The sequence below is a fragment of the Paraflavitalea speifideaquila genome, from assembly GCF_032395985.1.
GTDB classification, from domain to species: Bacteria; Bacteroidota; Bacteroidia; order Chitinophagales; family Chitinophagaceae; genus Paraflavitalea; species Paraflavitalea speifideaquila.
Window position 1 is genome coordinate 1,922,856 of record NZ_CP135920.1, and the last position, 23,775, is coordinate 1,946,630.

Genomic DNA, 23,775 nt, shown 5'->3' on the forward strand with positions numbered 1-23,775 from the left:
GAATTGATGAAATTTTACCAGCGAGAAAAGGGGATTCACAAGGGTAAAATATTGGAAAATGGCGCTTTTCCTTTTGCCAATTTTCCTCCTTGTTGCTTACCTGGTAAAACCAAAGGACATAAAAACTCTTCAGTATAATGAAGCCAAGGTAAAGAAAGGTGGAAGATATCTTGTAATCTACTGCATAGCTTCGTTTGTCCTTATATTCGTTCTGATGGCTGCATTTCCCCGGAAAGGATAAATGAGTTTATGTAAAATGTTATGAAGTGATTGGTGATCTATTATGGGCCTGAAGCGACCAAAATTACCATTATTGAAAGACGATTAAATAATATGCTGGTCCTGTATAAGAAATTTGTATGCGGGCTGTTTTACTTTCTCCGGAATAAAGTAAATTCTGATATCCCCTATTTAGGTGCATTTTTGGGACATTGCTTATGGTGCAGTTTTTAATCTATGCACTGATAAGTGCATATCAGCTACTGATTGATAATTCCTTTAAGTGTGATGCCTATTGGGGTGCTGGTATTTCGTTATTATTCGGAATACCTAATTACTTTCTTGTTTTTAAAGATGATAAATTCATGAAATATTTTCATCAAAGATTACTCACCATTTATGTACTGCTTATTATTGTGGGTATACTTGCACTCAGTCTTACTCTGTTAGGATTAGCCGGACAAAAATGCCCCGCATGGACATGCGGGGCAAATATGACAAAATCTAAAATAACAAAAAAGAAACAGCCAATGATCTGCTAATGTATAATTACTAATGTTCCAAGTTGGTTGACCACCATAGAAGAGTTGCGCCTGCCGATATGGACGGCCAATTGTTCCAACCTGTATAATTCTTCAGGATCGGCGCAGGAAAGATTGTCCACTTCCACGTAAGTGACATCGAGCCCGAAAGATCGTTCTCCCAATAGGTGAAAGACTGTTTGATTAGCCGATTCCAAAAAAAGAGACCTGTAGTCTGTCGTGTACAACGGGTGATACATCGTAATAACGGCATCCTCCGGATGTTCACCTCCAATGGAGAATTGAAAATCCCAGGGATCGATACCCGTTTCTTCCAGTTGTTCTTCCAATAAAAAGAATCTACAGGAATAGGATCTTCCAGTGAATGGAAACTCCAGCCGGGCAGGTCGGGAGCAGTGGCAACAAATGCATCTGCCTTTTTAAAATGATTGGACCTGCCTTTTACCGTAATAGTCAACCGGGCAGTTCCCTGGTCAGGTACTACGAGGGTAAACCCAAAGAATTTGAAATAGGCCCGTACGTGAGCATTCAATTCCTGTAGCCAATACGTGACTTCTTTTTTAGACTTTTGTTTCAGCGAAAGATATTCCTGGTGATGGCGTTTGAACCATTCCCAAAAATGACGCTTTGATAACTTGCTCATATAATTTGTTTTGTAGTCTATCAAAAATAAGTAGAAGGTGTTCACGGAGAGCCGGAACACCTTCCTGGTAAAACCATTACAGCGTAACTTCCATTATTCCTTCATTGCCCGGAACATCGGTTGCGATTGCAACGATCCTACTACCAGCCAGCAGGCTGTTAGCCATCGTGGCAGTAAAGTTCCAGTCAAGACTATTATTGGGATCTTGTGCTGTATTAGACGATTCCAGCAGTTGTCCGTTGGCGGCATATATTTCCACCCGTACACTTACTACCCGGAAATCGTCCATGGCGCTAACAATAATCTTGCCGCCACTGACACCCGTGTAATTGCGTGTATGGATGCTGAAAACTTCGGGTGAATTCATATAATCTTCCACCGCCCTGCTATACACGTTTTGCCTGGGACGCAGATTAGTAGCATAAGCCGCGGCCATACCCTGGTTAGGGTTTTTACAACACCCGTGCAAATCTTGAAGCACGCAGGAACCTTTTCTGTGTTTCGGCCTGCCCGGGCGTTGGACCTCCCTTTCTTTTTAGGAGATTTCGCCACTACTGTTTTGCCGTCCCAATCGCGGAACACCAACTCTTTTCCGAGGGTTCCGCTGAATTTACCAGTTACAATACTGTTATTTGAATGTGCCATGAGTAATAAATTTTCAATTTTTAAAATTTTTGTTTGTTGTACCAGACCCTGCCAAGGAGAGGGTTCACAAGTTCACTCTTCCTGTTATCCCTAAGTGAAAACCCCTTTGCAGTGACTGATAGAACAAATCTAAACCAGTTTCTAACCCAATTGTCAAAATTTAGATCGGAGTTCGGGCGGAGGTGGGACGAACGACAGATGTTTTGGGACGAACAACATATTCCCCTCGAAAGCACCTGGAAATTTGGGACGGAGTGGTCGGAAACCTGGGACGAACGGGGAGTGTATTGGGACGAACGACATAAAAACATAGGTTTCTTCTCGGTTTCTCCTCATTGCCTCCTCTTTGCCTCCTCGGGTTCTCCTCTTTGGGTCCTCGGGGCCCGGGGAAGCAATGAGGTAGAAAAGCGGTATCATCATACACCCTCTTTTAACAATATCAGGAGCAGTTAGGCTACCTGGCCTTTGATACCCCCACCAACGTAGTTGAGCGCATCATTATACCCTTTGTATTGGAAAAATTATATTCCCTGGCGCCCAAAGCCTGATCCATTAAAGCGGTAGCCATTCCCCTCCCCATCACTTCGGCTTCGTGGCAAGCGCTATGGGCACTACATCAGTCAGCACCAGCGATCTTACCATGTCTTTTACAGTGGCTTTGTAGTGTAGAAAATGAGCTGTTTGAATATGCGTTTGATAAGCCGCTACACTGGCATAGATCTCAAATACCGTTACATGCGTGGGATTGTTTTTGTCATATACCCCATACAAGGTCAGCACACCCGGCTCCCTGGCAATAGCGGCGGCTGCATGTTCCTTTAATGCCGTATTGTATTTTTCTACCTGTGCACTATCAACGACAATGCTGGCGATCCGTACATAAGGCTTACCGTCCTGGGCCAGGAGACTGTTGGACAAAACCGTAAGCATACCAGTCAACACGGGAAGAAGAACCCGGTTAAAACGTTTATTCATGATCTTGATTTTTAATGCGCTGTTACAAACCGGTCTTAAATGGCTATAAGCAGCCAGGGAGTGGCACCTGCACCATGCCCGGGGCGCCTCCTTTCATGTTCCGGTGAAATGCTTTATCGTTCTGCCATATATGCGGCAGGTTGGGCCCCATCAATACCAGGTCACCCACTTCAAAATTGTCTACACGGTCTCCTACAATGCGCTTGCCATAACTTGTTTCGATCAATACCAGCTCGCAGGACTGGTGAAAATGAAAAGGCGTATCGAGGTAATCCTGGTCTACCTTCTTGATCTGTATGGTTTTGGCCCCTGCCAGCCCTACATCTAGGTATTGTGCCTTCATTTGGTAACTAAATTAACCTAATTGCTACATATTTAGGCCTTACCCACCGGCTGGAAAGGTAAACGGGTATTCGTGCGGTTTGATGGCGTCAACTCCTATGCCCAGGTAAAACTGAATGGCCAGGTGCTGGGCGAACAGGAAGGTAGGAAACCTATTTCACCCCATTGTATTTCCTGATCAATGCCCTGGTTTTTATACCCGATGGTTTCAGGTCTTTATCAGACCAGTTACCCGTGGAAGAAGCGGAAGGCAATAGAACCGAGCAAGTCTCATTTTTATCAGCTACCGACCAGGTGATCCAACTGATATTGTTTTTCTCGGCCCAGGTGATCCAGGCATTCCATTCTGCCTCGTTGATTGGGCCGTTGCCCGTAGCTTCCATACCGGCCGATTCAGAAATGAAAAGCGGTAACCCTTTCTTCAGGGCATAATCGCCCCGGTCGCGCAAATACTGCTTATGGGTGGCAGCATAAAAGTGAAAGGTATACAGCAGGTTATCATACCCTTTGATTGGATCATCGGCTACCAGGTGAACGTCCTGGTCCCAGTGTGGCGAGCCAACAAGAATAATATTGTCCGGATCAATAGCCCTGATCGTCTTTATCAGCTCAACGGAATAGGCTTTAACGTCCGCCCAGGATTGCTGTTCGGGCTCATTGAAGATCTCGTAAATGATATTGGGATATTGGCCGTAGGTGGTTGCTATTTCAGTAAAGAACTGCTGTGCCTCTTTTGACGTATGTTGTGGCTATGCCAGTCCACGATAACATATATCCCTTCTTTGATGGCCGCATCGATCACCGCTTTGATGGTAGCCTTCGACCAATCAGGTTGGTTGATATATCCCCGGTCTGGTTCAACACCCATGGCTGCCCGTACCACAGTACAACCCCAATCTTTTTCAACCAGCTTACCGTTCCTGCAGTATAGAACCGCGGCCACCAGTTATGCCAGCCAAAGCTCATGCCGCGTAATACCACCGGCGCCCCTTTTTCATCCAGGAGCTGTACGCCGGTCACTTTCAACCGGCCATGCTCCTTCACCGGCTGAGCAGATCCAATGACAAATGCAAGTAGCAATAAGACTACTGAAAGGTTCTTTTTCATATCTGGTGGTTTCAACCACTAATGTACGGCCATTTTGTGGTTTACTGCTTACCAGGCACCTGGCCGGCACTACAGGATCAGCCCCTGCCTGCTGGCCATGCTGATCAATATTGCGGTATTCTTAGCTCCGAATTTCTCCAGCAGGCTTTTCCGGTGTGTGTTCACCGTGGGTATACTGATGAATAGCTTTTCGGATATTTCGGCATTGGTAAACCCTTCGGCAATTAAACACAGCACTTCCTTTTCGCGACGCGTGATCAGTGGCTGTGTGAGCTTTGATTCCCTTAAGGCTAAGGCAGGACCCAGCATTCGTAGCATGCCCCATCCATTCAATAGTATGTTCATGCTGCAATAGCGGGCGAATGCCCTCTATTACCAGATAATGATCATCTACAATAAATAATTTTGTTTTCATGCAGTTGGTATCACAATGAATATTTATACCCCCGTCTCTATCATTACAGAAGTGCCTTCACCAGGTTTTGAATGTACATCAATTTTCCCTTTCAGAAAGTCGATGCGGTGTTGAATGCTGCGCCAGCCCAGTCCGGCAGCATCTTTCAGCGCGTTTACGTTAAGCCCCTTGCTATTGTCTTCCACCGTAACAGCCAATATCTTTTCCTGAACAGAATGATGCAATTGTACCAGTACACCCTTTGCCTGGGCATGTTTTATGACATTGTTGACCAATTCCTGTACAATCAGGTAAATGGCAACACGGGTAGTTTGATCAATCGTTACATGGCTATCGATTTTTACCTGCTGCAGTTCTTGGCGGTGCCGGTTATGGCGGAAGAGAAGTAAGGTAATGATGAGCAGCGCTAAGGCACTACCTATTAAGATGTAAATAAAGGTACTTTTGACGGAGCTGCAATTCCTGTATCATTTTCTCATCCTGCAATGATCTTATTTCCCTGTCTTTGCCGGCAACCCTGAAACGGGTCTCCATCAGCGTGATCTTGCTTTTCGTTTCATCAGAAGAGATGCTGTCTGCTGCTTTATAATATTTCAGGTTGAGCAGCCTTTCAGCATAATTCAGGTAACGCCTCGCCATCGATGCTTTGTTGCCACTTTTTCCGCAGCCCCTATTGCTTTTTGTCATACTCAAAAGCTTTATCCGGCTGTGAGATCGCCTCGTACACGGCCGAAAGTCCACCATACGCCGAAGCAACCCTTTCAGGCTTATACCGCTCCAATAGTTCCGTAGCTTTTGTATAATGTTCTATGCCTTTGTGGTAATCGCCCATCTTATAACTGTCTCCTCAAGATTATTATACAAACTAGCCAGGTTGAACAGCGCATACCGGGCAGTGCCTTTTTCCAGCACCTGGATGGCAGTATCTGCGTACAGCGTAGAAGCGGCAAAATCACCCCTGTCTGAGTAATAGATCTGAAGGTAAATATACCAAACTTACCCGCAGCGAATCACGTTGCGGATGCTTCCCAATGATGGTTTTGAGGCTGTCCAGCTCATGCGTTTGGGAAAACAATGGCACAGGCCCCAATGCCATCAGCACAAGCAGTAGCAGTAATAACTTTTTCATTCCCTGATTTAAAGCTTTTTGACTATTGCAAATAAAGGCTGATAACCGCGTATTTGTACTCCTCTTTTTAATGATTTCTGACTGCTCTTCACGAAAAGATCATGCTTTTGGATGATTGTTCCCCCACTGCTGCCAATTTACTTGTACAGCATACGATCAATCCGGAAAACCGAAAAGCAGGAGGTCATTGCTGACAGCGCAATTCAACTTTGGTGCAGTGCGTGCAATAGTAGAACAGGGGCCATGGGAGAGGGCAAAGCTACTTACAAACATAAAAAGAGACCGCTGCAGGATATCAATAAAAACGCCCTGCAGAGAGCGTTTTTGCGTCCTGTTGCAAAAAACAGGTAATAACCGGAATAACTATTAGTAAGGATGCGCTATGTATTTGTTTTCAATACTGCCATCTTCATAAAGGTCGATCAGGGCATAGCCGGGAGGCGTTTGCAGGTACCAGTACTTGCCGGCTGATTTCTTATCACCCTCTTCCCACCAGAAACCGCTAAGGGCACCATTGCAGAAATATTGCACCTGGTTATAACTCACTTCATCTTGCAGGTGAATATGTCCGCTTACACAGGCTTTTACCTTATCCTTGTGTTGATAGAAAAGATCAACCAGGTACTTATAATCCGTATGCATACCGCCGCCATCCAATTGCGTACAGGCCGCCAGTAAAGGGTAATGGCTTAGGAACAATGTAAAAACTCCTTTTCACCATTCTTCGCAAGGGAAAATGAAAAGGCCTTGAAAGGGTTGGCAACTGTTCCAGAGTGGCCGGCCCTTTTGTTGTCTTTAGTTGGGCTTCATTATATTTTATTGGGGGTTACTTACATCCTGTTCCTTCTATCTTAATGCCTTTATCGCTAAGTGTAAAACTTGCATTGATGGTTTGGGTAATAACAGCCAGTTTTTCTTCCAGCTTCTCATTACCCAGCGTAATGTTGATGTAGCAATGTTCAAATGCCTGGCGATCGTAGTGAATGGGCAGGTCGTACATGTTCTCCAGCGCCTTGAATACCGATTCAAGGGAGGCATCTTCAAAAGTGTATTCCTTTTGATTATCAGTTTCAGGTCAATGTTTAACTGGCCGGTATATGTCGCTGTAACCAGTGCTGCCGCTGCGCCGGATAAGGTACAGGTTTGTTTGGGCAGCACAATATTGGGTGCATCATGTGCTACATCCTGCCCTTTGAGAAATACAGATACCTTGCCTGTTTTGACCAGTACCGTTTCTTTTTCGCCGCCGCTGATAACCCGGAAGCTGGTGCCCAACACCTTCACCACCATTTTAGGCGTATAGATAAAGAAGGGTTTTGCCGGGTTCCTCGCCACATCAAAAAAGCCTCGCCGGTAAGCTCCACATTACGGGTATCGCCGTTCATCAGCCGGTGGTAAGTCACCTGTGCCCCTTTGGCGAGGGTGATCTTCGATCCATCGGGCAGGAAGATCAACTGGTTCTTGTCGGTGCCATTGTACCGTACCAGTTGGGAGGATAACGTGGTATTATTGGTATCTATGGCCGACCGTATATCGTTGTTGCGCGGGTAGAATAACGTAATGGTCGTAACAAGGCCAATGACTACTGCTGCTGCGAGCCAATAGAGTGTCCGGCGTTTGGTGCGTTTGTCAACGCCCTGTGTATTCATCAGCACAAGGGGTGTGGCCGTATCTGTCGCTGCTTCCCGTTGTACCGAGTCCGCTATCTGCTGCCACAGGTTATGCACACCTTGCTGAGGCAGGGGATGATCGTTTCGGACTCCTGCCCCGCCGAGCAGTATAATAAAGTTGCGTGCTTCTGTTGCCAGCGCTGCATGGATATCACGCTCGGCAATCCATGGCAACCAGTAGCTGCTGTAAATACTATCGGGGTTTACAACCCAATCGATAAACCGGTGATCGGCCAGTAACTGGCTTAGCTGTTCTTCTTTTTCATCCATAAGCGGTGCTGCTGATAGATAGTGTTTGGAATGCACCGTATATACTCACCGGCGCGCAACTATTTTTTTGAAGTAGGATGAAAAACAGGTAAGTGCACCGGTCAGGAGCGGGATTTCAATGCTGTATACCTGGTACGCAAGGTTTTAAGGGCACGTTGCAGCAGGTTGAGGGCCGATTGATAGTTCATGTCCATCACCGACGCTATTGTTTCGTAAGAGAAATTATAATAAAAACGAAGAGTAATGATCTCCTGTTGACGGCGGGGCAAATGGTCCATCAGTTTCCTGAGCGTATCACTGCTATAGGTTTCCTGTTCAAGGGAAATAATGTCGAGCTCGATATGGGTAACCGAAAAGTCTTCGGCTGCAAGCTGCAACTCACTGATGCTAACGAAAGATTGATTGGCGATTGCTTTGGTGAGCTTGTTGCGCAAGGCACGAAATAAATAAAAGCGGGGATCTGCTACATCGGCCAGGTTGCTCCGGTATTTCCAGCATTCGAGGAAAAGATCGTGAATAGCGTCGCGCACCCTATCTACATCATCCGTGATCTTCATGCCATACAACATCAAAGATTGCACATGGCTCTGGTATATGTTTTCAATGTGCAAACGGTTGCGCGGGTGTATTATTTGATTTATATAAGGATACAGTACCCATAGTAAGGGCATCATGTATTTTCTTTGAATGACCAACCCCGGTTAGACTACAAATGCCCTCAACTTGACTACACAGCGCAGGCGGCGTCTCCTGATTTTTGCAGGATCAATAAATGCAAAAAACAAAGGAGTATGGAAAATCAACGAAATAGCAAGGGTTGGTTCATTACAGGCGCATCGCGTGGCTTTGGACGCATTTGGGCCGAGGCCGCCCTGCGGCGCGGCGGGACCTGGCCGGTTTTTATACAAAACAACTAATGCCCCAAAAGCCATTCGTCAAAGCGGGTTGATTTTTTTGTAGGCTGTATGGTTTTTATAATAAAAGTATATTTACAGCAGCTACTCCATACTACCCGGGTCCATTGCGTGAAGGCCAACCTGGCAAGGTCCGGCGGCCCCGGGTTTTGGAACGAACTACAAACAATTGGATCCATACCATGAAGATGAATACATTGATATGCACCCGGCCGGGTGTTTTTGATTATGCCGAAGCGGCCATGCCGGTGCTTAAGAAGGACCATGCCATTGTTGCCATCAGGCGCATAGGTATTTGTGGTACCGATCTGCATGCTTATGGCGGCACACAACCTTTTTTAACTATCCCCGCATATTGGGGCATGAATTGTCCGGCGACCTGCTGCAGGTAGATCCTGACACTGGTTTTGCACCCGGCGATCCAGTGGCCATTATTCCCTATCTGAGTTGCGGCCATTGCGTCGCCTGCCGTTCCGGAAAACCCAATTGCTGTGTAACCATACAGGTATGTGGCGTGCATATAGATGGGGGCATGGTTCAATACTTGCAAGTGCCTGTTACAGCATTGCTGCCTGGGCAAGCCCTCTCTTATGATGAGCTGGCCCTGGTAGAGCCCCTGGCCATTGGAGCCCATGGCATTCGCAGGGCAGGGGTCAAGAAAAATGACAACGTATTAGTGATAGGGGCCGGGCCGATTGGCCTGGCAGCTATGGAATTTGCCAGGGTAGCAGGGGCCAGAGTCATTGCCATGGACCTGAGCGACGATAAACTGGCCTTTTGCCGCTCACAACTGAGTATTGCCCATACCCTGAATCCAATGCAGGGAAATACAGTGGAACAATTGCAAACCATCACCCGTGGTGATATGGCTACCGTTGTGGTAGATGCCACAGGCAACCTGGTAGCCATCAACCGGGGCATTGATTACCTGGCCCATGGGGGTACCTTTGTACTGATTGGGTTGCAAAAGAAGCATTCAGCTTTAGCCATCCCGATTTTCATAAACGGGAATCAACACTTATGAGCAGTCGCAATGCCACCAGGGCCGATTTTGAGCAGGTGATCCGGGCCATCAAAGAAAAGCTCGTCGATCCTCAAAAATATATCACCCACAGGATGCAGCTTAGCGAAGTAAAACAGTTGTTTGAAGGCCTGCTGTTACCAGAGTCGAAAGTGATCAAGGCCATGATTGAGGTAAACCAACCAGTACAGATGACTTCCCAATAGAGAAAGCACCTGTCTCCTGTTGACAGGTGCTTTTTTAAATTTGAAAGTTTGCTTGGTGGCATTGGCCAGCCATCCGTACCAAAAGACCTTACCGTAAAAACGCCTGACCAGGTAAAACTTAACAAAACCGGCGGTTACTCACTCGCTGCCGGCTTTAAGACCACACCCGTCAATCAGCGAAATCACTTTAATTCATCAATGAGCGATTCAATCCCCGAAATCCCTTAATCCCTTCATCAGCGATTAAAAGGCCCCGCTCTTCCGAACGGGGCCAATTCATAGGAATACCAGATCAGGAACAATGATTACTTTTCCTGTTTAACATCAGTCACCGCCTGCCTTAGAGCGCCCCTGATGGTTTTTATGAAAACTTAATTATTTGTGTTATTTTTGCAGAATATCTGCAAAAACGAACATAATAATGATCCATTACCTCAAAATAAAGAATTTCGGGCCTGTCAATGATGAGGTGGAAATGAACTTTGAAGTGGCTGAACAGACGGAGGATGCCTACGAGGTAATAATGCCCGATGGTAGACGACTGCTCAAATTGGCCTATATCTACGGCGCCAATGCTTCCGGTAAAACCACCATTCTCAAAGCATTTGAATTTTTAAGAAAATTGCTACTCAAGCCCATAACTGATAAAGCCATCGAACTGGACTTTGAGCCTTTTCTTTTTCGCAATAATCCATATAAACAAGCATCTCGTTTTGAGTTATCCTTTTATACTGAAGGTCTCCGGTATGTTTATGAAATATCTTTTACCAAACAAGCCATCCTGGGCGAAAGGATCGTCTTTTATCAAACAGCCAAACCTACCGAATTATTTTCCAGGTCAACCGATATGAAGAAAAGGCTGGCTAAAATTCAGTTCGGCACTAAGGTGAAAGTGCCTGTGCGTGAAAGGGATTTGCTGGAAAGTAATACCCTGCATAACAATACAGTTATCGGGGCATATGCCAAGACAAATGTTGATATCCCCGAGTTGGAAAAATTGAATAGATGGTTCAACGTTTTCCTGTTAGGCATGATCACTTCCACCCACAACTTAACAGACGTTACGGTTTCTCTTATTGATCAAAACCCTTTGATCAATAAATGGATCAATACTTTCCTGAATAAAGCCGATCATCAAATTTCAGAAGTAAATGTTTCTGATTCCGACAAGCTGATCAGTGTTCCTTTAGAAGATATTTTACAGAACGAATTTGGCGCACGATTTCTTACCCAGGGTAGCTATTCTAAAAAAACTACCGTCAAACCTAAAACAGGCGTTCCCGGTCCAAATTTCTTTGGTGGTGGTTCAGTACAGAGAAAAATTGATTTTGTTCATAAAGTGTCGGACGATAAAAATTATGCACTTTCCATTTTATCAGAGAGCAGCGGCACGAAAAGGTATTTTGGGTTGGGTGGCCCTTTATACGAACTGATTCATGCCTCCCGGCTGCTTTGTATTGATGAACTGGAAACTTCGCTTCATCCTGATTTAATGAAACATTTTTGCAGGTTTTCTTACTGAATGCAAAGAACTCGCAATTACTTGTTACTACACACAATGTTTCATTGATGGAAAACCAGGATTTCATAAGAAAGGATGCGTTATGGTTCAGTGAAAAAAACGACGACGGCTCAATCAATCTTTATTCCGCTGCTGATTTTGACAGCGCTACCTTAAGAAAAGATGCCAGTATTATTAATGCATACAAAGCAGGAAAATTGGGAGCAAAGCCTAATCTTGGTTCCCCTTACTTAATAGAGGAATAGAATTATGGCAAGAGCTTCCAAACTACAACCACAAAGAGATACCGTAGCAATAGTTGGAGATGGGCAAACCGAACGCATCTATTTTTCTGATGTGCGTGATACAGACCGGCCGGCTAATCTCTCTATTTTTCCAGATTATCCCAGGAAAATCGGTAACTATAAGGGCGTATTGGATCGGGCGAAAACTCTTGCAGAAAACTATGATTACGTTTATGCACTTATTGACATGGATAAAATCATCCAGGATAAGCAGCAAACAGCATACATGCAGGATAAAGCTGTAGCCGAAGCTGCAGGTATAATTGTACTTGAAAACAACCCTTGTTTTGAAATATGGCTGTTGCTTCACTTTGTATACACCAGCCGATTGTTTGCCAATTGTAATGAAATATCCGAACAACTGAAAGCAAAAGGTAGGATTGTAAATTATGACAAGAGCGAAAAGTTTCTCAAAAATGCCAGGTTATATAAAACATATAAAAACTGTTAACCGGCAAGGCCATACCTAATGCAATGCGCCTTGAAAATAACCGGGCAGTTCAGGATCAGTTGTACCCACGTGCTGAAACTTTTCGTTTTTTTGAATGGTATTTAGAAAATGGGCAATAACAATTTTTAGTGAATTCCCCAATCAAACCGTTTATGTCCGGAATAGAAAACTTACTCAATACCATAATGCTTTAAGTCAAATGGATTTCCTTATTCAATGGCTGCCAGGGGCAACCTCATACAATCCCCGAAATCCCTATAATCCTTTAATCAGCGATAAAAAAGGCCCCGCTCTTCCGAACGGGGCCAATTCATAGGAATACCAGATCAGGAACAATGATTACTTTTCCTGTTTAACATCAGTCACCGCCTGGCTGACTGCGCCAGCCACCGTGCCCGCTACAGCCAGGTAACCCGCTACCTGCACCACGATCGCCGGCAAGGCCACCGGTGTGGTGAGGATAGTTCCGCTAACCGCTGCCAGGATCAGACTCCAGTTCCGCAACTTCACAAAGAAGGGCGGCGTAGGCGACTGCATTCTTTCCTGTATACTCATACGATACTTTTTAATTGTTAAAAATAACTACTTCTCCAATACCTTATCCGCTATTGGTTACAGCTAATAACTAACAGTTAATTCATAACTGCTAATAACTGGATTCAGACAACTAACTTCCGGTAGCTGTATGTCTCGTCCAAAACCTGCCTTTTATTCCCCGTTGCTTGCGGACCACTGTCCAGTGCCTGGTGGCTGGCTCACCAAAGCTTTTATTGATCACAGCGGCAAAATAAAAACCAGTGGCAATAGCCCTCAGCCGATAGCTATCTGCAAAAAGCAAATAACGGCAGCTAAAACCTAAGAAGCCAATCCCTAAAACCCAATCGCTAAAAGCTATTAGCTGAACCCAAACTGCTGATAGCTAACACTAAACCATCAACCTTTGATGATTGACCGTTCAATGCTCGTAGCTCGAAGCTCGCAGCTCACAGCTGCCTTCATTTCGTGTTGCACAACACTACCATTCATCAACCGTGCTTAGGGGCCCCGTCCACACAGTCGATCAGCATTTTTATTTAAACCCCGCCCATTCCATCAAAGGAATCCAGCGAAGCAAAAGTTCCTAATCTGCGAAATCCATTATAATCCCTTAATCAGCGATTCGTTTTTATTATCGTCAACGACTTCGCCCCATCCTGCTGCCGCAAAAATAGCGGCTCCCTACCAACTGGTAAAACTCGATCCCCATCACCACGATGAGTGGCCGGCGTGTCCTTGCAGGAAAAGGAAGCGACAGCGTCACACCAATAAGATTCTGAATATCCAGGAAACCACTCTCCTGGGAAATAGGCAGAAATTTCATACACCTGAAATCCAGTACCGCCGCTGTGCCAGTATTTTTATATGCGTGATCCGTCCATCCCAACGCAGATCACGTATTGGATCAAAGTTTGGCACATCCACCACACATTCCCCTTTACTGCGGTTGATCCTTACATCAAACGGTCCGTTAAAGATCCTGTGCAAGGGTTTTCGCTTATTAAAATCAAAGCCTTCCAGTAACCCAAGGTTACCCGAAGTCATTGTCCTCGATCCGGCAGCATGCAATTGGTCACTCCGCAATACATCATATACACGCGCAAATAAACGACTGTTCAAATGCTGTTCACGCAGGTTGAACAAAGGCTTATGGAAGGCGTCGCAGATAAGTTGATTATACTTGGCTACTCTTCCGAAATCAGCCTGCGCATGATAGGGAGATACTGATTGGTTTGTTGTCTGGATCGTATTTGCTTTCATAATAAAGTGGTTTAAGAACGATGATTAAATACTTATGTCTAACTGTTCAGCACAAACATACGACACGCAGATACCCGTTTCCAATACCCCTGACCTTTTTATGTCGTTTCGGCTATAAATTGACGTTAATTACGTCGATTTTATACCGTTTCGACCAAAAAAGCTGAAACGACATGTAGACATTTGGAAATGGCCTGACCGTTATCGTATGTTTGTTGAGAAGTGTTACAAAAAGAGAAAAGGTAAGGATGGAACGAAAGACAAGAAAACAACAATGAAGAACGTGAAGAATCCTGAGCAGTCAACGACCAATAATCAATAATTAGTAATTAAGAATCCGTACCCCTTCAGTATCCCTTCTCCATAGCTTCAGTATACCTTCCCTATAGATAGAGTATGCTAATAGCACTAAATACAAAAACAGCCCATTTTTGAACAAAGTGGCAGGGAAGCTGGCGCCTCCCACCCAAAGCAATGATGGTTGTATATAGGTTGCACCGCGGGCAACCGTCCCAAACAGTTCTTTAGTTAATGCAGGCCATCGAAGCCTGGAATACGAAGCATAGAATGCAAAGCATAAGATGCGAAGCAAACGTGTATTATTCTGTCTTCTGTCTTCTGTCTTCTGTATTCTGTATTCTAAAGAACATTCATTAACATTTTCAAACAACAAACAATGCCCAAACAAATAAGTCCCATCGTCAAGCTCAAAGGAGCCATTGACGATCTCAGTTTCTACAAATCCCAGGACGGGTTCATGGCACGACAGAAAACTTCCATTTCTGCCGAACGCATGAAGACAGATCCCAAATTCGACCTCACCCGCAGGGCTGGTCAGGAATTTGGCGCTGGCGGCAAATCCGGAAAACTCTTCCGCGACGTATGGATTACCGAGCTCAACAAAGCCCGTGACAACCGCGTCACCAGTAGGGTTACTCAGGCCATGGTGGCCATACTGCAATCAGATCCCGTCAGTGATCTCGGGTTTCGGCGCGTGGAAAATGGAGACCTCACATTGTTAAAGGATTTGAGTTCAACATCGGTGTCACCTTTGCGGCCACCGTCAAAACCCTGTTTCCTTTTATCATCGACCGCGTTTCAGGTCAGGTATCCATTAACCTGCTTTCCCATATTCCAAAGTTGGAAATAGCAGCACCCGAAAATGCCACCCATTACAATTTCTTTGCTGCAGCAGCCGCAATTGATTTTGCAACAGGTGAGTATTCCATTACCCGGGCAAACAGTGCCAACCTGCCATGGGACAATAACCCTACTACACTCTCTGTATTGCAGATGGCTGTGGCGCCCAATACCCCGCTCCCCATTTTCCTCCTGCTGGGAGTCGAATTTGTGAAGCTCGTCAACGGCAAGTCATACCCACTCAGTAAGGGCCTTAGCTCCTTACAGGTCCGGGAGGTCGACCAACTCCCTTAACAGGGTAGGGGCTTTTCTCAAAGGGTGGGTCGCCTTTCAAAGGCGGCTCACCCTGGTAGATAGCCCTACACCTGCAAAAAAAGGAACCGGGTTCATCCCGGTTCCTTTTCAAAAATGATCGAAGCAATCGCCTCGAAGCAATCGTGTATTCGCTCACAGCTGGTAGCTCGCAGCTGTTTTCGAAGCGACAGTGTATTCATTGCTCCCGCCGCATGGCCTATCGTGTGGACACATTTTTCATTATCATCCATGCATCGAAAGCAGCTTTAAAGTATTGTATTCCAATCAAAGGGTCGTAATACCAGGGTGTTTTCTACTTTCATAGCCCTTCCATCCGCCCATTCTTGCAATAACCCATACAAACCTTTTTAAATCCTGAGTTCTGTATGGGTTCTTTTGTTTTTCCGTTTTGCCTTCCAGTCGTATAATCTGGTGTTCCAGAAACAATTGTTCATCCTCACTAAAACAAGCCTCTGCCCCAAGGGCGACTTCAGGTTCTGCATAAGACAACCTCATCAGGAACAGTTTAATGACCACTTCCATAATCAGTAAACACATCTTTCGCACAGAGGAAGCATATTCCAGTTCCGATGCTTCTATGTTATAACCTTCTTTCTTCAGTATCTTAAATACTTCTTCAATCATCCACCGCCAGCTATACCACTCAATGCAACTTTTTGCCATGTCCGCGCTTTCAACAGCCAGGGTGGTTAACAAACGCCAGCATATCTTATCGGATCCCTCATAACCCACTTCCTTTGCTTCTACCAACCAAAGTTTAACCCATGGAACTACTCCTTCGCTGCTACCATACGTTCTCTTAATTTCCACTTCTCTATACCGGACTTCCATTCGGGCAATTCGCTTCTTCCTGCCGTTTTTAGCATCCACAATCAGTTCATAAGTGCCTTGCACCGGATGATCTGACAAACAACTGAATAACTTTGTTTTATCCTTTAATGTCCGGTTGGTCCTTACCCGGATTAATAAATCGGCCCCTGCTTCCGGAATAACAGCAAATTGCTCATAGATATCACCTTCCCGGTCTTGTACAATGACCATTCCTTTTACTACATCCCTCAACGCCTCTTTGGTGTTTTTAGACACCTCTATCCATCTGTACGACTCTTTTTCCTCTATCGGCAATGAACTATAGTTGCGCTCATGTTTACTTTTAAACTCCAGTGACCGGTTCCAGACCTTGATATCTGCATAGCCATAAGGAATCCCTTCAACAGCATCCAATACCAGGCTGGGGTGCAGCAGGAAACCCAAACCCTTTTTATTATTGGCATTGGTGGTACCTATATACTCATCTTTTTTAATCCGCCTGCTATGGCTGCTCAGGTTTATTTCTGTAGTATCCTGAATACACACCACATACTTATCCTGGCAGGCAGCTTTACAGTTAGCGGACAGATTCCGGACAATTTCTTCTTCACTCACACGGTCATTCTGCAAAAAACGATAAAACCCCTTGGCAGAAGACTCATCAGACGATAGCTGCGGGATCGAGTGAACTCCTTTGCTAAATAAATCCCCTAAAATCTTATTGCCACGATACAATAAACGCAGGTCGTCTAAATCCGTAAATTCTCTCTTTTGCATAGTTTAAACACGCAAACTATTCAAAAAATGTGTCCACACGATAGGCCGCATGGCGGGACCGAAGCTATCGAAGCAACCGTGTATTCTTCTGTCTCCTGTATTCTGTATTCTGTATTCTGTATTCTCTTCATCCAAAAACGAAACATCATGATCTACAAAAACAAAATATCAAGAACCGCCATTCCCGGCTACTCCCTCATTCCCAAAGGCGATCACCACCAGGTAAGAAAGATCAGCCTCACTGCCGAACGCGTAAAAAAGATCCGGCTTTTCACCGCACCCGCCTATGTGCCGGCGACTTTGCAAAAGCAGCCCGCCTTGGCAAACGCATCCGAAATGCATTGCTCCAACACACCACCATCAAAACCAATGTCCACCTGCTGGCAGGCAGATTATTTACTGCCCTGCGCACCAGCACATCCGCCGGCCGCGATTTCTCCACCGCCTGTTTCGATAACCTCATTGACTTCAACTTCAATTTCCGCATCGATTGGCAGCAATGCACCACCATCCTTCCCGAAGTAGTAGCCAATACAAATAAAAACTGGATCACCACCAGGCTGCCCGCATTCATTCCCGCCGAGGCATTGATGCCACCAGAAGGCATCACCCATTGTCGCATCTTTACTACAACGGCAGCCATCAACTGCCAGGACGAAGAGGAGGTGGAAACAATAACCAAGACCACCACACTGATCCCCATTAAACAAATACAACTAAAGGCCAGGCATCTCACAGCTGAATTTACCCACATGAAAGGCCGCCTGATCGTAGTAGCCGTAGGCATCCACTGGTATGACCCTGCAGGTTATAAAGGTGCCCTGGTCAGAAAGCCCCCGGCCCCCTCTGCATCATCTATATGCGGTACCAGTGATGCCAGGTTTTCGGTCTTTTAACTTTTTATATTTTTTGTTATGGAAAAATGCAACCCCAACATCTCAATAGTAGAGCTCTTGTAAATTGGTCCCCCACCATTGAGTACCACTTGTCCCAACCAGACATCACTATTTGTTAAACCTTGTCTTCACACTCGGGGAAGGGTCTGTTCAGGCACATCCTTTCCACGGCATCATGATCCAATGCTGCCGCTTCCTCTTATGCTCCAATAGAGTTAAGACTATTGCAGCACTTTTCCGGCTTTTTTATTAACCACAAAAGAAACTCTATGCCATTGCTTCCTTGGCGCGGCTGGCCCATGGCCAACGGACCACCATGCCCGTAATACAAATCTATTAGCAACAACTCCATCGCAACAACCGTTGCACTTTCTTTATTTTAAAATTTAATATCAAAACGATTATATATGCGCAAATCAAGGCAATTCCGAAGGATCACCAATAAAAACGTGCAGGAGTTGATGGTAATAAGCCCAAGCTCGGCCACACGTAAATTAAACCAGGTAAGAGAACTCTTTGGAAAACAAGCCGGTGCGCCGGTTTTCTTATCGAATTCTGTGAGTTCACAAAGTTCGACATAGACAAAGTCTGTGCATTCTTTAACTGGGATTAATTATTTGTAATAAAAAAATATACTATGAATACGAAACAAGTAGCAAATTTCTGGAATTGGTTCAGCCGTTTCAGTCAAGTGTATCAACTCGTGCATAAGCTCCCCTGGAAGACACTGTTTTTTGGATGGATGAACTTATTGCACACCTACGGCTTTTTTGCGGGTATGGTGGTCAGGTCCATCTCAAACAAGGCCCGGATGGAACCTGTACAGATATGATCTTTACCACAAAAAGGCAAGCACAGTACATTGATATCATCCATCAGCTCGTACAACAGGCGCCCGCCATTCCTGGCTGGAGTTTCCATGCTTTGTACCCGCCCAGGCATCCGGGATACAACATAGTGGATCGCTTTGGTCCTACCTGTATTGAACCAGGTGAGCTATGGATAGCTCCTGGGGCTATCTCCAGCCTGGGTGGCGGTAAATATTTTGTCAATATTTACGCCGAACTATACGATCCGGCTAACATAATGCATAGGAAGATCATTGATGCCATCCTGTTCAATATCCTCGGTGAAAGATCATTCGTGTTGGACCTGGCCGGTTTTAAGGTCACTTGGTTATACAGCCTCAGCCAGGAATTAAGGTACAAATGTGCACCGTTGAATAAATTGCCGGCCGTTTTAGCCCACATGAAAGATCCGCATGATGCCGGCGGCGTACAACGCAAAAGCGCCTGACCAGATAAAACCCAACAAAACCGGCGGTTACTCACTCACCGCCGGTTTTAAGACCAAAAAAGCCGTCGAACCAATAGATGACCGGCTGCCAATTGCCAAAGCCATCGAAGCAACCGTGTATGCATTGCCGGTTGTCGAATACCGGTTGCCGGTTCAATCCGCGAAATCACTTTAATCCCTTAATCAGCGATTCACCAGGTCCTTTCCTTCATGAATTCATCCAGTTGGTTTCTCGTCATCGGCACTTTTGAAGGATTATCTTTCAACCATTGCAAAAAATCATTGCGGATCACATCCGTCCACGATGCATCGATCTGTCCGGGTGTGTAAGTGCCGGCTTTCAATCGCGCATGCCCAAATTCATCTTTCAGCGCGATGAACTCACAATAGACGATCGTTTTTCTGCCAGGTGTGCAGGAATGAAAACCACCCCTTCTTTCTTGCCCAGCACCAGGTCACCGGGAAGCGTGATCGCTCTTCCGATACGGATAGCGTAATTGATCCCTGTCATCGTCACATCTTTCAGGAAGGAGGGGTCGAAACCTCTTACATAGCCGGTGAATCCTTCGATCCCTTCCAGGCCTTGCAGGTCACGTACCCCTGCATCGAAGATGACACCTGTTTGCGTTTTCGCATAAATAGCATTGCCGAGATTGTCGCCGATCAGCGTGCCATTGATCACTTTGGAAAAACCATCAGCTACATATACATCACCCAATTGCAAAACATCGATAGGCCAGGAATTGGTGGCGCCGGTCCGGCCTTCCGCTTTTCCTTTAGCTTTGATGATACTGTCCACATCCGGGCGCGAAGGCATAAATTGGGCCGTGACCACCCGGCCCACCAGCACTTTTTCGGGATGCACATTTTTCCAGCCCGACTCGAATTGATTATTATATCCCAGGTTCTGTAAATATTGCCAGCAATCTTCGAGCGAAATATTCGCCAGCCGTTTGATCAGGCTGTCCGGTACTTTAGGTCTTCCGTCGGCAAAGCGTTCACCCGTCCATTTGGCCGTGAGGGCTGTCAACTGTTCTTTGGGCAAAACGATCTGCTGCGCAGATAACTTACCTGCCAGTAGAAATGCCGATATAAAACAAACGGTACACAAAGGATTCAACATGCTTTTCATAAACTCAAACACTTTAAGTTCTGTTTATTGTTTTATTTACTGCTCATATAAGCTGTCCTATCAAACAGGTTGATTATATTTTAACCGCCTGGCGTGCCAGTAGCACCCATTTGCCTTTTCGTATCTTTTGCCATACCATCAACACCTTCAGCGTAATTTCTCCGGGTTTGCCATCCTGTGTCATCTTTCCGAAGAAAGTATAACGAACGATCGCACTGTTGCCTGAGAACGAGATCGTTTGTTCCGAAACATCGATCGACTGAAAAAGACCGGGCCTTTTTAACATTGCTCACAAAGGTAGACTGATCTTCCACTTTACCGCTGGAATGGCCAAAGCTCAATTGCGGCAGGCTGAGTTGCCTGAGTGTGGCCGTATCAGTAGCCACGATCGCTTTGTTAAACAAGTTAACCTGGTTGGCCACAGCGGTTTCATCGGGCACCTGGGCGTGCGTGACAAAACTGATCAGGATAAAACCCGATATAAAACATAATAGTTGCTTCATACTTCCTTTTTTTTTAGCGCGTGTTTATTCAATCCCGTTTACTGAAGCACGGTGTCAGGCTGTCGAAGCCGTCTTAAGGATTTTCTTCCGGTCTTTCGGACTTCCGGACTTCCGGACTCCAAAGGAGCCTGTCGAAGGCAACTAAAAGTTTTTCTTTCCGACTTCCGGACTTTCTTGACTTCCGGACTCCAAAGTAGCCTGTCGAAGGCAACTAAAAGTTTTTCTTTCCGACTTCCGGTCTTCCGGACTTCCGGACCCCAAAGTAGCCTGTCGAAGGCAACTAAAAGTTTTTCTTCCGGTCTTTCGGACTTTCCGACTTCCGGTCTTCCTTTTCCACCGGCGGCTTACGATGCCAGTAAGAAGCCAGGATCGAGCCCGTAACATTCATAAGTGGTCCGAAAATGGCAGGGGCCAGTCCCACAGTGCCAATCTTTCCCATCGCTTTCGCCAGGCCCGAGGCCAGACCGCCATTCTGCATACCTACTTCGATCGCGATCGTGCGGCAATCCCGCTCACTCATTTTAAACAGCCGCCCGCTCCAATAGCCAAGCAGGTAGCCCGAAAGGTTGTGGATCAACACCAGTAGCACCAGGGCAGGACCGATGTTTAACAAACTGTCGCGGCCTGCAGCCGTAATGATCACTATGATGAAGGCAATCCCCGCCATAGAAACCTTGGGCATCGCACGGTCCAGCCAGCCCCTTTGCCACTGAACAGTTTATTGAAGATCAGTCCGGCAAGGATGGGCACGATCACCATCTTGAAAATGTCCACCATCATGTCTGTTATATTGATCTTGATAAAGGCCCCCGCCAGCAGGTTCATCAGCATCGGCGTTACAAAGGGTGCCAGCATCGTCGAGATCGCTGTGATCGTCACCGATAGCGCCAGGTTGGCCTTGGCCAGGTACGAGATCACATTCGATGCCAAGCCATTCGGAGAGCAGCCGATCAGGATGATCCCTGCTGCGATCTCAGGAGCAAACCCGCTGATTGTGGCCAGCGTAAACCCCACCAGCGGCATAATGATAAAATGACTGATCACACCGATCAATACCCCTTTGGGCATTTTTACCACCCCTGTAAAATCCTGAAGCTCATCGAAGTGCCCATCCCAAACATGATCAGTTGGATCAGCGGTGAGATCAGCACCGCAAATTTGAATCCATGATAGGCCCTGAAGTACTGAGGATAGAAAAGCGCCGTGGTCACCGCTGCAAAAATGATCACCGTATACGAAAACCCTTTTAACGAAGCGTAACCCTGGAATCCGATCGCTAGTAAAATAAAAAATAAAATGTAGAGCGGACCGGCAGTTGAGACCTTCCCGGATACAGTCATGCCAAGCGCCGCCAGCAGCAGTAGGAACGACAGCCAGATGGCTGCCTTTAATCCTGGTTGTACGTTTTTAGTGCTTACCGTTCCGTGTGAGGACATATTGCTTTGTTTTATACTGGTACCTTAAGTATTAATGACCGTTGCCGGTCCTGTTCCCTCCCTGCCTTTCCCCACCCGGAGGATAAATAGGCGTAGCAATGCCATTCAGGTCATAAACGATCTTTCCATTGCGGATAGTCAGGGCGCACTCGAATCGCCGGGAGCCTTCCATCTTATACCCGGTATGATCATAGAATCCGAATGAGCCTTCTCGTAGGTTCAGCAGCGCTACGTCGGCCACACTGCCCGCCGACAGGTTGCCCAACTCTTCCCGTTTGATCATACGGGCTGGTGTAGCCGTACTGGCGCGGATAACCTCACGAAGGTCCATACCCAGCGCCAGGAAGGTAGAGAGCACATTTAGCTGGTCCTTCATGGCATTGTTCATACTGGAAACATGAAGGTCCGTACTGATGGAGGAGGGGTAGAAACCCTGTTTCAGGGCCGGGATCGCCTGCGAAAAACGGAAGCTGATTCCGCCATAACCCACATCGAAGAAGATCCCTCTTTTGCGCCCTTCCAATACGAAAGACTTCAGCGTGCCCGTGGTTTCATCAACGATCGCCTCCCGGCTTTGCCCCAGGTTCGCATACACATGCGTGAAAATATCTCCCGGTCGAAGATGCTGCAGGAACAATTCCTCCAACGATAGCGCCGGCCTGCTGCCGCCAAAATCGATCATCACCGGAATATCCGCCAGCCGGCCGGCCGCCACCGCACTGTCTACAGGCCGCCAGTCATGACCGGTATAATGCGCCACTTTGATACCCACAATAAGGTCCCCGTGCGCGGCGGCTACCTTGGCTATCTGGGCAGGGCTCATGTCTTCGGGATTTTGTTCGTATACCCCGCCCCGCATGCCTTCACCCATCACGTTGAGCAGGACCAGTACCCGCGTCTTCGACCGGTCAATAATATTCCTTTTGAACAGCCCAAAATCCTTCCAGCCTGCACCACCCGCATCCACCACCGTCGTTACCCCAACACGGAAAGTGAAACCATCCGGTGCGAGCGCATCAGGCCCATTGCTCAGGTAACGGTCCAACTCAGTGCCGGCGAAAACATGCGCATGAATATCAATAAGCCCCGGCGTAACGTATAGACCTGTGGCATTCACTACCTGTACCGCCTGCGTCCCATCAATATCCTTTGCCACACCCACGATCTTCCCGTCACGGATAGCCACATCGAATAACCCATCCATATCGTTCTTTGGGTCGATCACATGGCCGCCCTTGATCACAATCGAATAGCCCTGCCCAAAACAACAACCCGTGCCCAGGAGGAACAGCGTTAGAATTAATAATTGCTTCATATA

At 46.3% G+C, this 23,775-nt stretch carries 41 protein-coding genes; 14 read left to right on the forward strand and 27 right to left on the reverse strand.

Annotated elements, in window-relative coordinates; all coding sequences use genetic code 11:
- Positions 1 to 771: 771 nt before the first annotated feature.
- Entirely contained in the window at positions 772 to 1,404 is a 633-nt protein-coding gene (locus tag RS881_RS13270; RefSeq protein WP_315821519.1) for a hypothetical protein, read from the reverse strand.
- A 76-nt stretch (positions 1,405 to 1,480) separates the two neighbouring features.
- Positions 1,481 to 1,840 (reverse strand): hypothetical protein, encoded by a 360-nt coding sequence (locus tag RS881_RS13275; protein ID WP_315821520.1) that lies wholly within the window; start codon positions 1,838 to 1,840, stop codon positions 1,481 to 1,483.
- A gap of 359 nt (positions 1,841 to 2,199) precedes the next feature.
- Here RS881_RS13275 and RS881_RS13280 point away from each other — a divergent pair, with 359 nt between their 5' ends.
- Positions 2,200 to 2,502, forward strand: coding sequence for a hypothetical protein (locus RS881_RS13280; RefSeq protein WP_315821521.1), 303 nt, complete (start codon positions 2,200 to 2,202; stop codon positions 2,500 to 2,502).
- Between the two features lie 126 nt (positions 2,503 to 2,628).
- Here the strand turns inward: RS881_RS13280 and RS881_RS13285 are convergent, their stop codons facing one another.
- The 7 genes from RS881_RS13285 to RS881_RS13310 all read right to left on the reverse strand — a co-directional run bounded on the left by RS881_RS13285 (position 2,629) and on the right by RS881_RS13310 (position 5,163).
- Entirely contained in the window at positions 2,629 to 3,024 is a 396-nt protein-coding gene (locus RS881_RS13285; RefSeq protein WP_315821522.1) for a putative quinol monooxygenase, read from the reverse strand.
- 43 nt (positions 3,025 to 3,067) lie between these two features.
- Positions 3,068 to 3,367: a cupin domain-containing protein gene (locus RS881_RS13290; protein WP_315821523.1), complete on the reverse strand. Its 300-nt coding sequence runs from the start codon at positions 3,365 to 3,367 to the stop codon at positions 3,068 to 3,070.
- A 151-nt stretch (positions 3,368 to 3,518) separates the two neighbouring features.
- Positions 3,519 to 4,073: a glycoside hydrolase family 5 protein gene (locus RS881_RS13295; protein ID WP_315824463.1), complete on the reverse strand. Its 555-nt coding sequence runs from the start codon at positions 4,071 to 4,073 to the stop codon at positions 3,519 to 3,521.
- Positions 4,070 to 4,234, reverse strand: a complete 165-nt coding sequence (locus RS881_RS59400; RefSeq protein ID WP_350340215.1) for a cellulase family glycosylhydrolase — start codon at positions 4,232 to 4,234, stop codon at positions 4,070 to 4,072. The genes RS881_RS13295 and RS881_RS59400 overlap by 4 nt, the downstream gene beginning before the upstream one ends.
- Positions 4,165 to 4,473, reverse strand: coding sequence for a hypothetical protein (locus tag RS881_RS13300; protein WP_315821524.1), 309 nt, complete (start codon positions 4,471 to 4,473; stop codon positions 4,165 to 4,167). The genes RS881_RS59400 and RS881_RS13300 overlap by 70 nt, the downstream gene beginning before the upstream one ends.
- Positions 4,474 to 4,542: 69 nt before the next feature.
- Positions 4,543 to 4,818, reverse strand: a complete 276-nt coding sequence (locus RS881_RS13305; RefSeq protein WP_315821525.1) for a response regulator transcription factor — start codon at positions 4,816 to 4,818, stop codon at positions 4,543 to 4,545.
- Between the two features lie 93 nt (positions 4,819 to 4,911).
- Positions 4,912 to 5,163 (reverse strand): sensor histidine kinase, encoded by a 252-nt coding sequence (locus RS881_RS13310; RefSeq protein ID WP_315821526.1) that lies wholly within the window; start codon positions 5,161 to 5,163, stop codon positions 4,912 to 4,914.
- Between RS881_RS13310 and RS881_RS13315 the strand changes: the two genes are divergently transcribed.
- On the forward strand, positions 5,113 to 5,277 hold the full coding sequence (locus RS881_RS13315) for a hypothetical protein (protein ID WP_315825058.1): 165 nt from the start codon (positions 5,113 to 5,115) through the stop codon (positions 5,275 to 5,277). The two genes, RS881_RS13310 and RS881_RS13315, sit on opposite strands and share 51 nt — an antisense overlap.
- Before the next feature lie 25 nt (positions 5,278 to 5,302).
- Here RS881_RS13315 and RS881_RS13320 read toward each other — a convergent pair whose 3' ends face one another.
- From RS881_RS13320 to RS881_RS13350, 7 genes are all read right to left on the reverse strand, one after another.
- Positions 5,303 to 5,575 carry a hypothetical protein gene (locus RS881_RS13320; protein ID WP_315821527.1) on the reverse strand — a complete coding sequence of 91 codons (273 nt, stop codon included), beginning with the start codon at positions 5,573 to 5,575 and terminating at the stop codon, positions 5,303 to 5,305.
- Positions 5,559 to 5,720: a tetratricopeptide repeat protein gene (locus RS881_RS13325; RefSeq protein ID WP_315821528.1), complete on the reverse strand. Its 162-nt coding sequence runs from the start codon at positions 5,718 to 5,720 to the stop codon at positions 5,559 to 5,561. The genes RS881_RS13320 and RS881_RS13325 overlap by 17 nt, the downstream gene beginning before the upstream one ends.
- Before the next feature lie 120 nt (positions 5,721 to 5,840).
- Positions 5,841 to 6,017 (reverse strand): hypothetical protein, encoded by a 177-nt coding sequence (locus RS881_RS13330; protein WP_315821529.1) that lies wholly within the window; start codon positions 6,015 to 6,017, stop codon positions 5,841 to 5,843.
- Positions 6,018 to 6,383: 366 nt separating this feature from the next.
- Positions 6,384 to 6,716, reverse strand: a complete 333-nt coding sequence (locus tag RS881_RS13335; protein ID WP_315821530.1) for a metallophosphoesterase family protein — start codon at positions 6,714 to 6,716, stop codon at positions 6,384 to 6,386.
- A 127-nt stretch (positions 6,717 to 6,843) separates the two neighbouring features.
- Positions 6,844 to 7,017, reverse strand: coding sequence for a FecR domain-containing protein (locus RS881_RS13340; protein ID WP_315821531.1), 174 nt, complete (start codon positions 7,015 to 7,017; stop codon positions 6,844 to 6,846).
- A 280-nt stretch (positions 7,018 to 7,297) separates the two neighbouring features.
- Positions 7,298 to 7,957, reverse strand: a complete 660-nt coding sequence (locus tag RS881_RS13345; RefSeq protein ID WP_315821532.1) for a FecR family protein — start codon at positions 7,955 to 7,957, stop codon at positions 7,298 to 7,300.
- Between the two features lie 101 nt (positions 7,958 to 8,058).
- Positions 8,059 to 8,538, reverse strand: a complete 480-nt coding sequence (locus RS881_RS13350) for an RNA polymerase sigma factor (protein WP_315821533.1) — start codon at positions 8,536 to 8,538, stop codon at positions 8,059 to 8,061.
- Positions 8,539 to 8,748: 210 nt separating this feature from the next.
- Between RS881_RS13350 and RS881_RS13355 the strand changes: the two genes are divergently transcribed.
- The 8 genes from RS881_RS13355 to RS881_RS13390 all read left to right on the forward strand — a co-directional run bounded on the left by RS881_RS13355 (position 8,749) and on the right by RS881_RS13390 (position 12,355).
- Positions 8,749 to 8,874: a hypothetical protein gene (locus tag RS881_RS13355; RefSeq protein WP_315821534.1), complete on the forward strand. Its 126-nt coding sequence runs from the start codon at positions 8,749 to 8,751 to the stop codon at positions 8,872 to 8,874.
- 179 nt (positions 8,875 to 9,053) lie between these two features.
- Positions 9,054 to 9,263 carry an alcohol dehydrogenase catalytic domain-containing protein gene (locus RS881_RS13360; RefSeq protein WP_315821535.1) on the forward strand — a complete coding sequence of 70 codons (210 nt, stop codon included), beginning with the start codon at positions 9,054 to 9,056 and terminating at the stop codon, positions 9,261 to 9,263.
- Positions 9,227 to 9,895 carry a zinc-binding dehydrogenase gene (locus RS881_RS13365; protein WP_315821536.1) on the forward strand — a complete coding sequence of 223 codons (669 nt, stop codon included), beginning with the start codon at positions 9,227 to 9,229 and terminating at the stop codon, positions 9,893 to 9,895. The genes RS881_RS13360 and RS881_RS13365 overlap by 37 nt, the downstream gene beginning before the upstream one ends.
- Positions 9,892 to 10,098 (forward strand): hypothetical protein, encoded by a 207-nt coding sequence (locus RS881_RS13370; protein WP_315821537.1) that lies wholly within the window; start codon positions 9,892 to 9,894, stop codon positions 10,096 to 10,098. The genes RS881_RS13365 and RS881_RS13370 overlap by 4 nt, the downstream gene beginning before the upstream one ends.
- Positions 10,099 to 10,146: 48 nt before the next feature.
- Entirely contained in the window at positions 10,147 to 10,326 is a 180-nt protein-coding gene (locus RS881_RS13375) for a hypothetical protein (RefSeq protein ID WP_315821538.1), read from the forward strand.
- Positions 10,327 to 10,519: 193 nt separating this feature from the next.
- On the forward strand, positions 10,520 to 11,620 hold the full coding sequence (locus RS881_RS13380) for an AAA family ATPase (RefSeq protein ID WP_315821539.1): 1,101 nt from the start codon (positions 10,520 to 10,522) through the stop codon (positions 11,618 to 11,620).
- A gap of 47 nt (positions 11,621 to 11,667) precedes the next feature.
- On the forward strand, positions 11,668 to 11,865 hold the full coding sequence (locus RS881_RS13385) for a hypothetical protein (RefSeq protein ID WP_315821540.1): 198 nt from the start codon (positions 11,668 to 11,670) through the stop codon (positions 11,863 to 11,865).
- A 4-nt stretch (positions 11,866 to 11,869) separates the two neighbouring features.
- Positions 11,870 to 12,355, forward strand: a complete 486-nt coding sequence (locus RS881_RS13390) for an RloB family protein (RefSeq protein WP_315821541.1) — start codon at positions 11,870 to 11,872, stop codon at positions 12,353 to 12,355.
- A 339-nt stretch (positions 12,356 to 12,694) separates the two neighbouring features.
- On the opposite strand, the gene RS881_RS13395 is transcribed toward RS881_RS13390, so the two are convergent.
- From RS881_RS13395 to RS881_RS13405, 3 genes are all read right to left on the reverse strand, one after another.
- Complete coding sequence (locus RS881_RS13395; protein ID WP_315821542.1) at positions 12,695 to 12,910, reverse strand: hypothetical protein; 216 nt, start codon at positions 12,908 to 12,910, stop codon at positions 12,695 to 12,697.
- Between the two features lie 619 nt (positions 12,911 to 13,529).
- Entirely contained in the window at positions 13,530 to 13,715 is a 186-nt protein-coding gene (locus RS881_RS13400; protein ID WP_315818205.1) for a hypothetical protein, read from the reverse strand.
- Positions 13,712 to 14,152, reverse strand: a complete 441-nt coding sequence (locus RS881_RS13405) for a hypothetical protein (RefSeq protein WP_315818206.1) — start codon at positions 14,150 to 14,152, stop codon at positions 13,712 to 13,714. The genes RS881_RS13400 and RS881_RS13405 overlap by 4 nt, the downstream gene beginning before the upstream one ends.
- 676 nt (positions 14,153 to 14,828) lie before the next feature.
- On the opposite strand from RS881_RS13405, the gene RS881_RS13410 reads away from it, so the two are divergent.
- A complete protein-coding gene (locus RS881_RS13410) occupies positions 14,829 to 15,302 on the forward strand; it encodes a hypothetical protein (RefSeq protein WP_315818207.1) in 474 nt (157 codons plus the stop codon).
- Positions 15,293 to 15,586 carry a hypothetical protein gene (locus RS881_RS13415; RefSeq protein WP_315818208.1) on the forward strand — a complete coding sequence of 98 codons (294 nt, stop codon included), beginning with the start codon at positions 15,293 to 15,295 and terminating at the stop codon, positions 15,584 to 15,586. Before RS881_RS13410 ends, RS881_RS13415 begins: the two co-directional genes overlap by 10 nt.
- Before the next feature lie 285 nt (positions 15,587 to 15,871).
- On the opposite strand, the gene RS881_RS13420 is transcribed toward RS881_RS13415, so the two are convergent.
- Positions 15,872 to 17,194: an IS4 family transposase gene (locus tag RS881_RS13420; protein ID WP_315821543.1), complete on the reverse strand. Its 1,323-nt coding sequence runs from the start codon at positions 17,192 to 17,194 to the stop codon at positions 15,872 to 15,874.
- 341 nt (positions 17,195 to 17,535) lie between these two features.
- Between RS881_RS13420 and RS881_RS13425 the strand changes: the two genes are divergently transcribed.
- Together RS881_RS13425 and RS881_RS13430 are read left to right on the forward strand one after the other, a co-directional pair.
- Positions 17,536 to 18,090 carry a hypothetical protein gene (locus RS881_RS13425; protein WP_315821544.1) on the forward strand — a complete coding sequence of 185 codons (555 nt, stop codon included), beginning with the start codon at positions 17,536 to 17,538 and terminating at the stop codon, positions 18,088 to 18,090.
- 828 nt (positions 18,091 to 18,918) lie between these two features.
- Positions 18,919 to 19,386, forward strand: coding sequence for a hypothetical protein (locus RS881_RS13430; RefSeq protein ID WP_315821545.1), 468 nt, complete (start codon positions 18,919 to 18,921; stop codon positions 19,384 to 19,386).
- Between the two features lie 191 nt (positions 19,387 to 19,577).
- Here the strand turns inward: RS881_RS13430 and RS881_RS13435 are convergent, their stop codons facing one another.
- From RS881_RS13435 to RS881_RS13465, 7 genes are all read right to left on the reverse strand, one after another.
- Positions 19,578 to 19,730: a hypothetical protein gene (locus RS881_RS13435; protein WP_315821546.1), complete on the reverse strand. Its 153-nt coding sequence runs from the start codon at positions 19,728 to 19,730 to the stop codon at positions 19,578 to 19,580.
- 23 nt (positions 19,731 to 19,753) lie between these two features.
- On the reverse strand, positions 19,754 to 20,530 hold the full coding sequence (locus tag RS881_RS13440; RefSeq protein ID WP_315821547.1) for an RraA family protein: 777 nt from the start codon (positions 20,528 to 20,530) through the stop codon (positions 19,754 to 19,756).
- A gap of 61 nt (positions 20,531 to 20,591) precedes the next feature.
- Complete coding sequence (locus tag RS881_RS59405) at positions 20,592 to 20,804, reverse strand: nuclear transport factor 2 family protein (RefSeq protein ID WP_350340119.1); 213 nt, start codon at positions 20,802 to 20,804, stop codon at positions 20,592 to 20,594.
- A 497-nt stretch (positions 20,805 to 21,301) separates the two neighbouring features.
- Positions 21,302 to 21,688: a bile acid:sodium symporter family protein gene (locus RS881_RS13450; RefSeq protein WP_315821549.1), complete on the reverse strand. Its 387-nt coding sequence runs from the start codon at positions 21,686 to 21,688 to the stop codon at positions 21,302 to 21,304.
- Complete coding sequence (locus RS881_RS13455; RefSeq protein WP_315824464.1) at positions 21,664 to 22,089, reverse strand: bile acid:sodium symporter family protein; 426 nt, start codon at positions 22,087 to 22,089, stop codon at positions 21,664 to 21,666. Before RS881_RS13455 ends, RS881_RS13450 begins: the two co-directional genes overlap by 25 nt.
- A 2-nt stretch (positions 22,090 to 22,091) precedes the next feature.
- Positions 22,092 to 22,457 carry a hypothetical protein gene (locus RS881_RS13460; RefSeq protein WP_315821550.1) on the reverse strand — a complete coding sequence of 122 codons (366 nt, stop codon included), beginning with the start codon at positions 22,455 to 22,457 and terminating at the stop codon, positions 22,092 to 22,094.
- Between the two features lie 31 nt (positions 22,458 to 22,488).
- Positions 22,489 to 23,772, reverse strand: coding sequence for an amidohydrolase/deacetylase family metallohydrolase (locus tag RS881_RS13465; protein ID WP_315821551.1), 1,284 nt, complete (start codon positions 23,770 to 23,772; stop codon positions 22,489 to 22,491).
- Positions 23,773 to 23,775 lie beyond the last annotated feature (3 nt).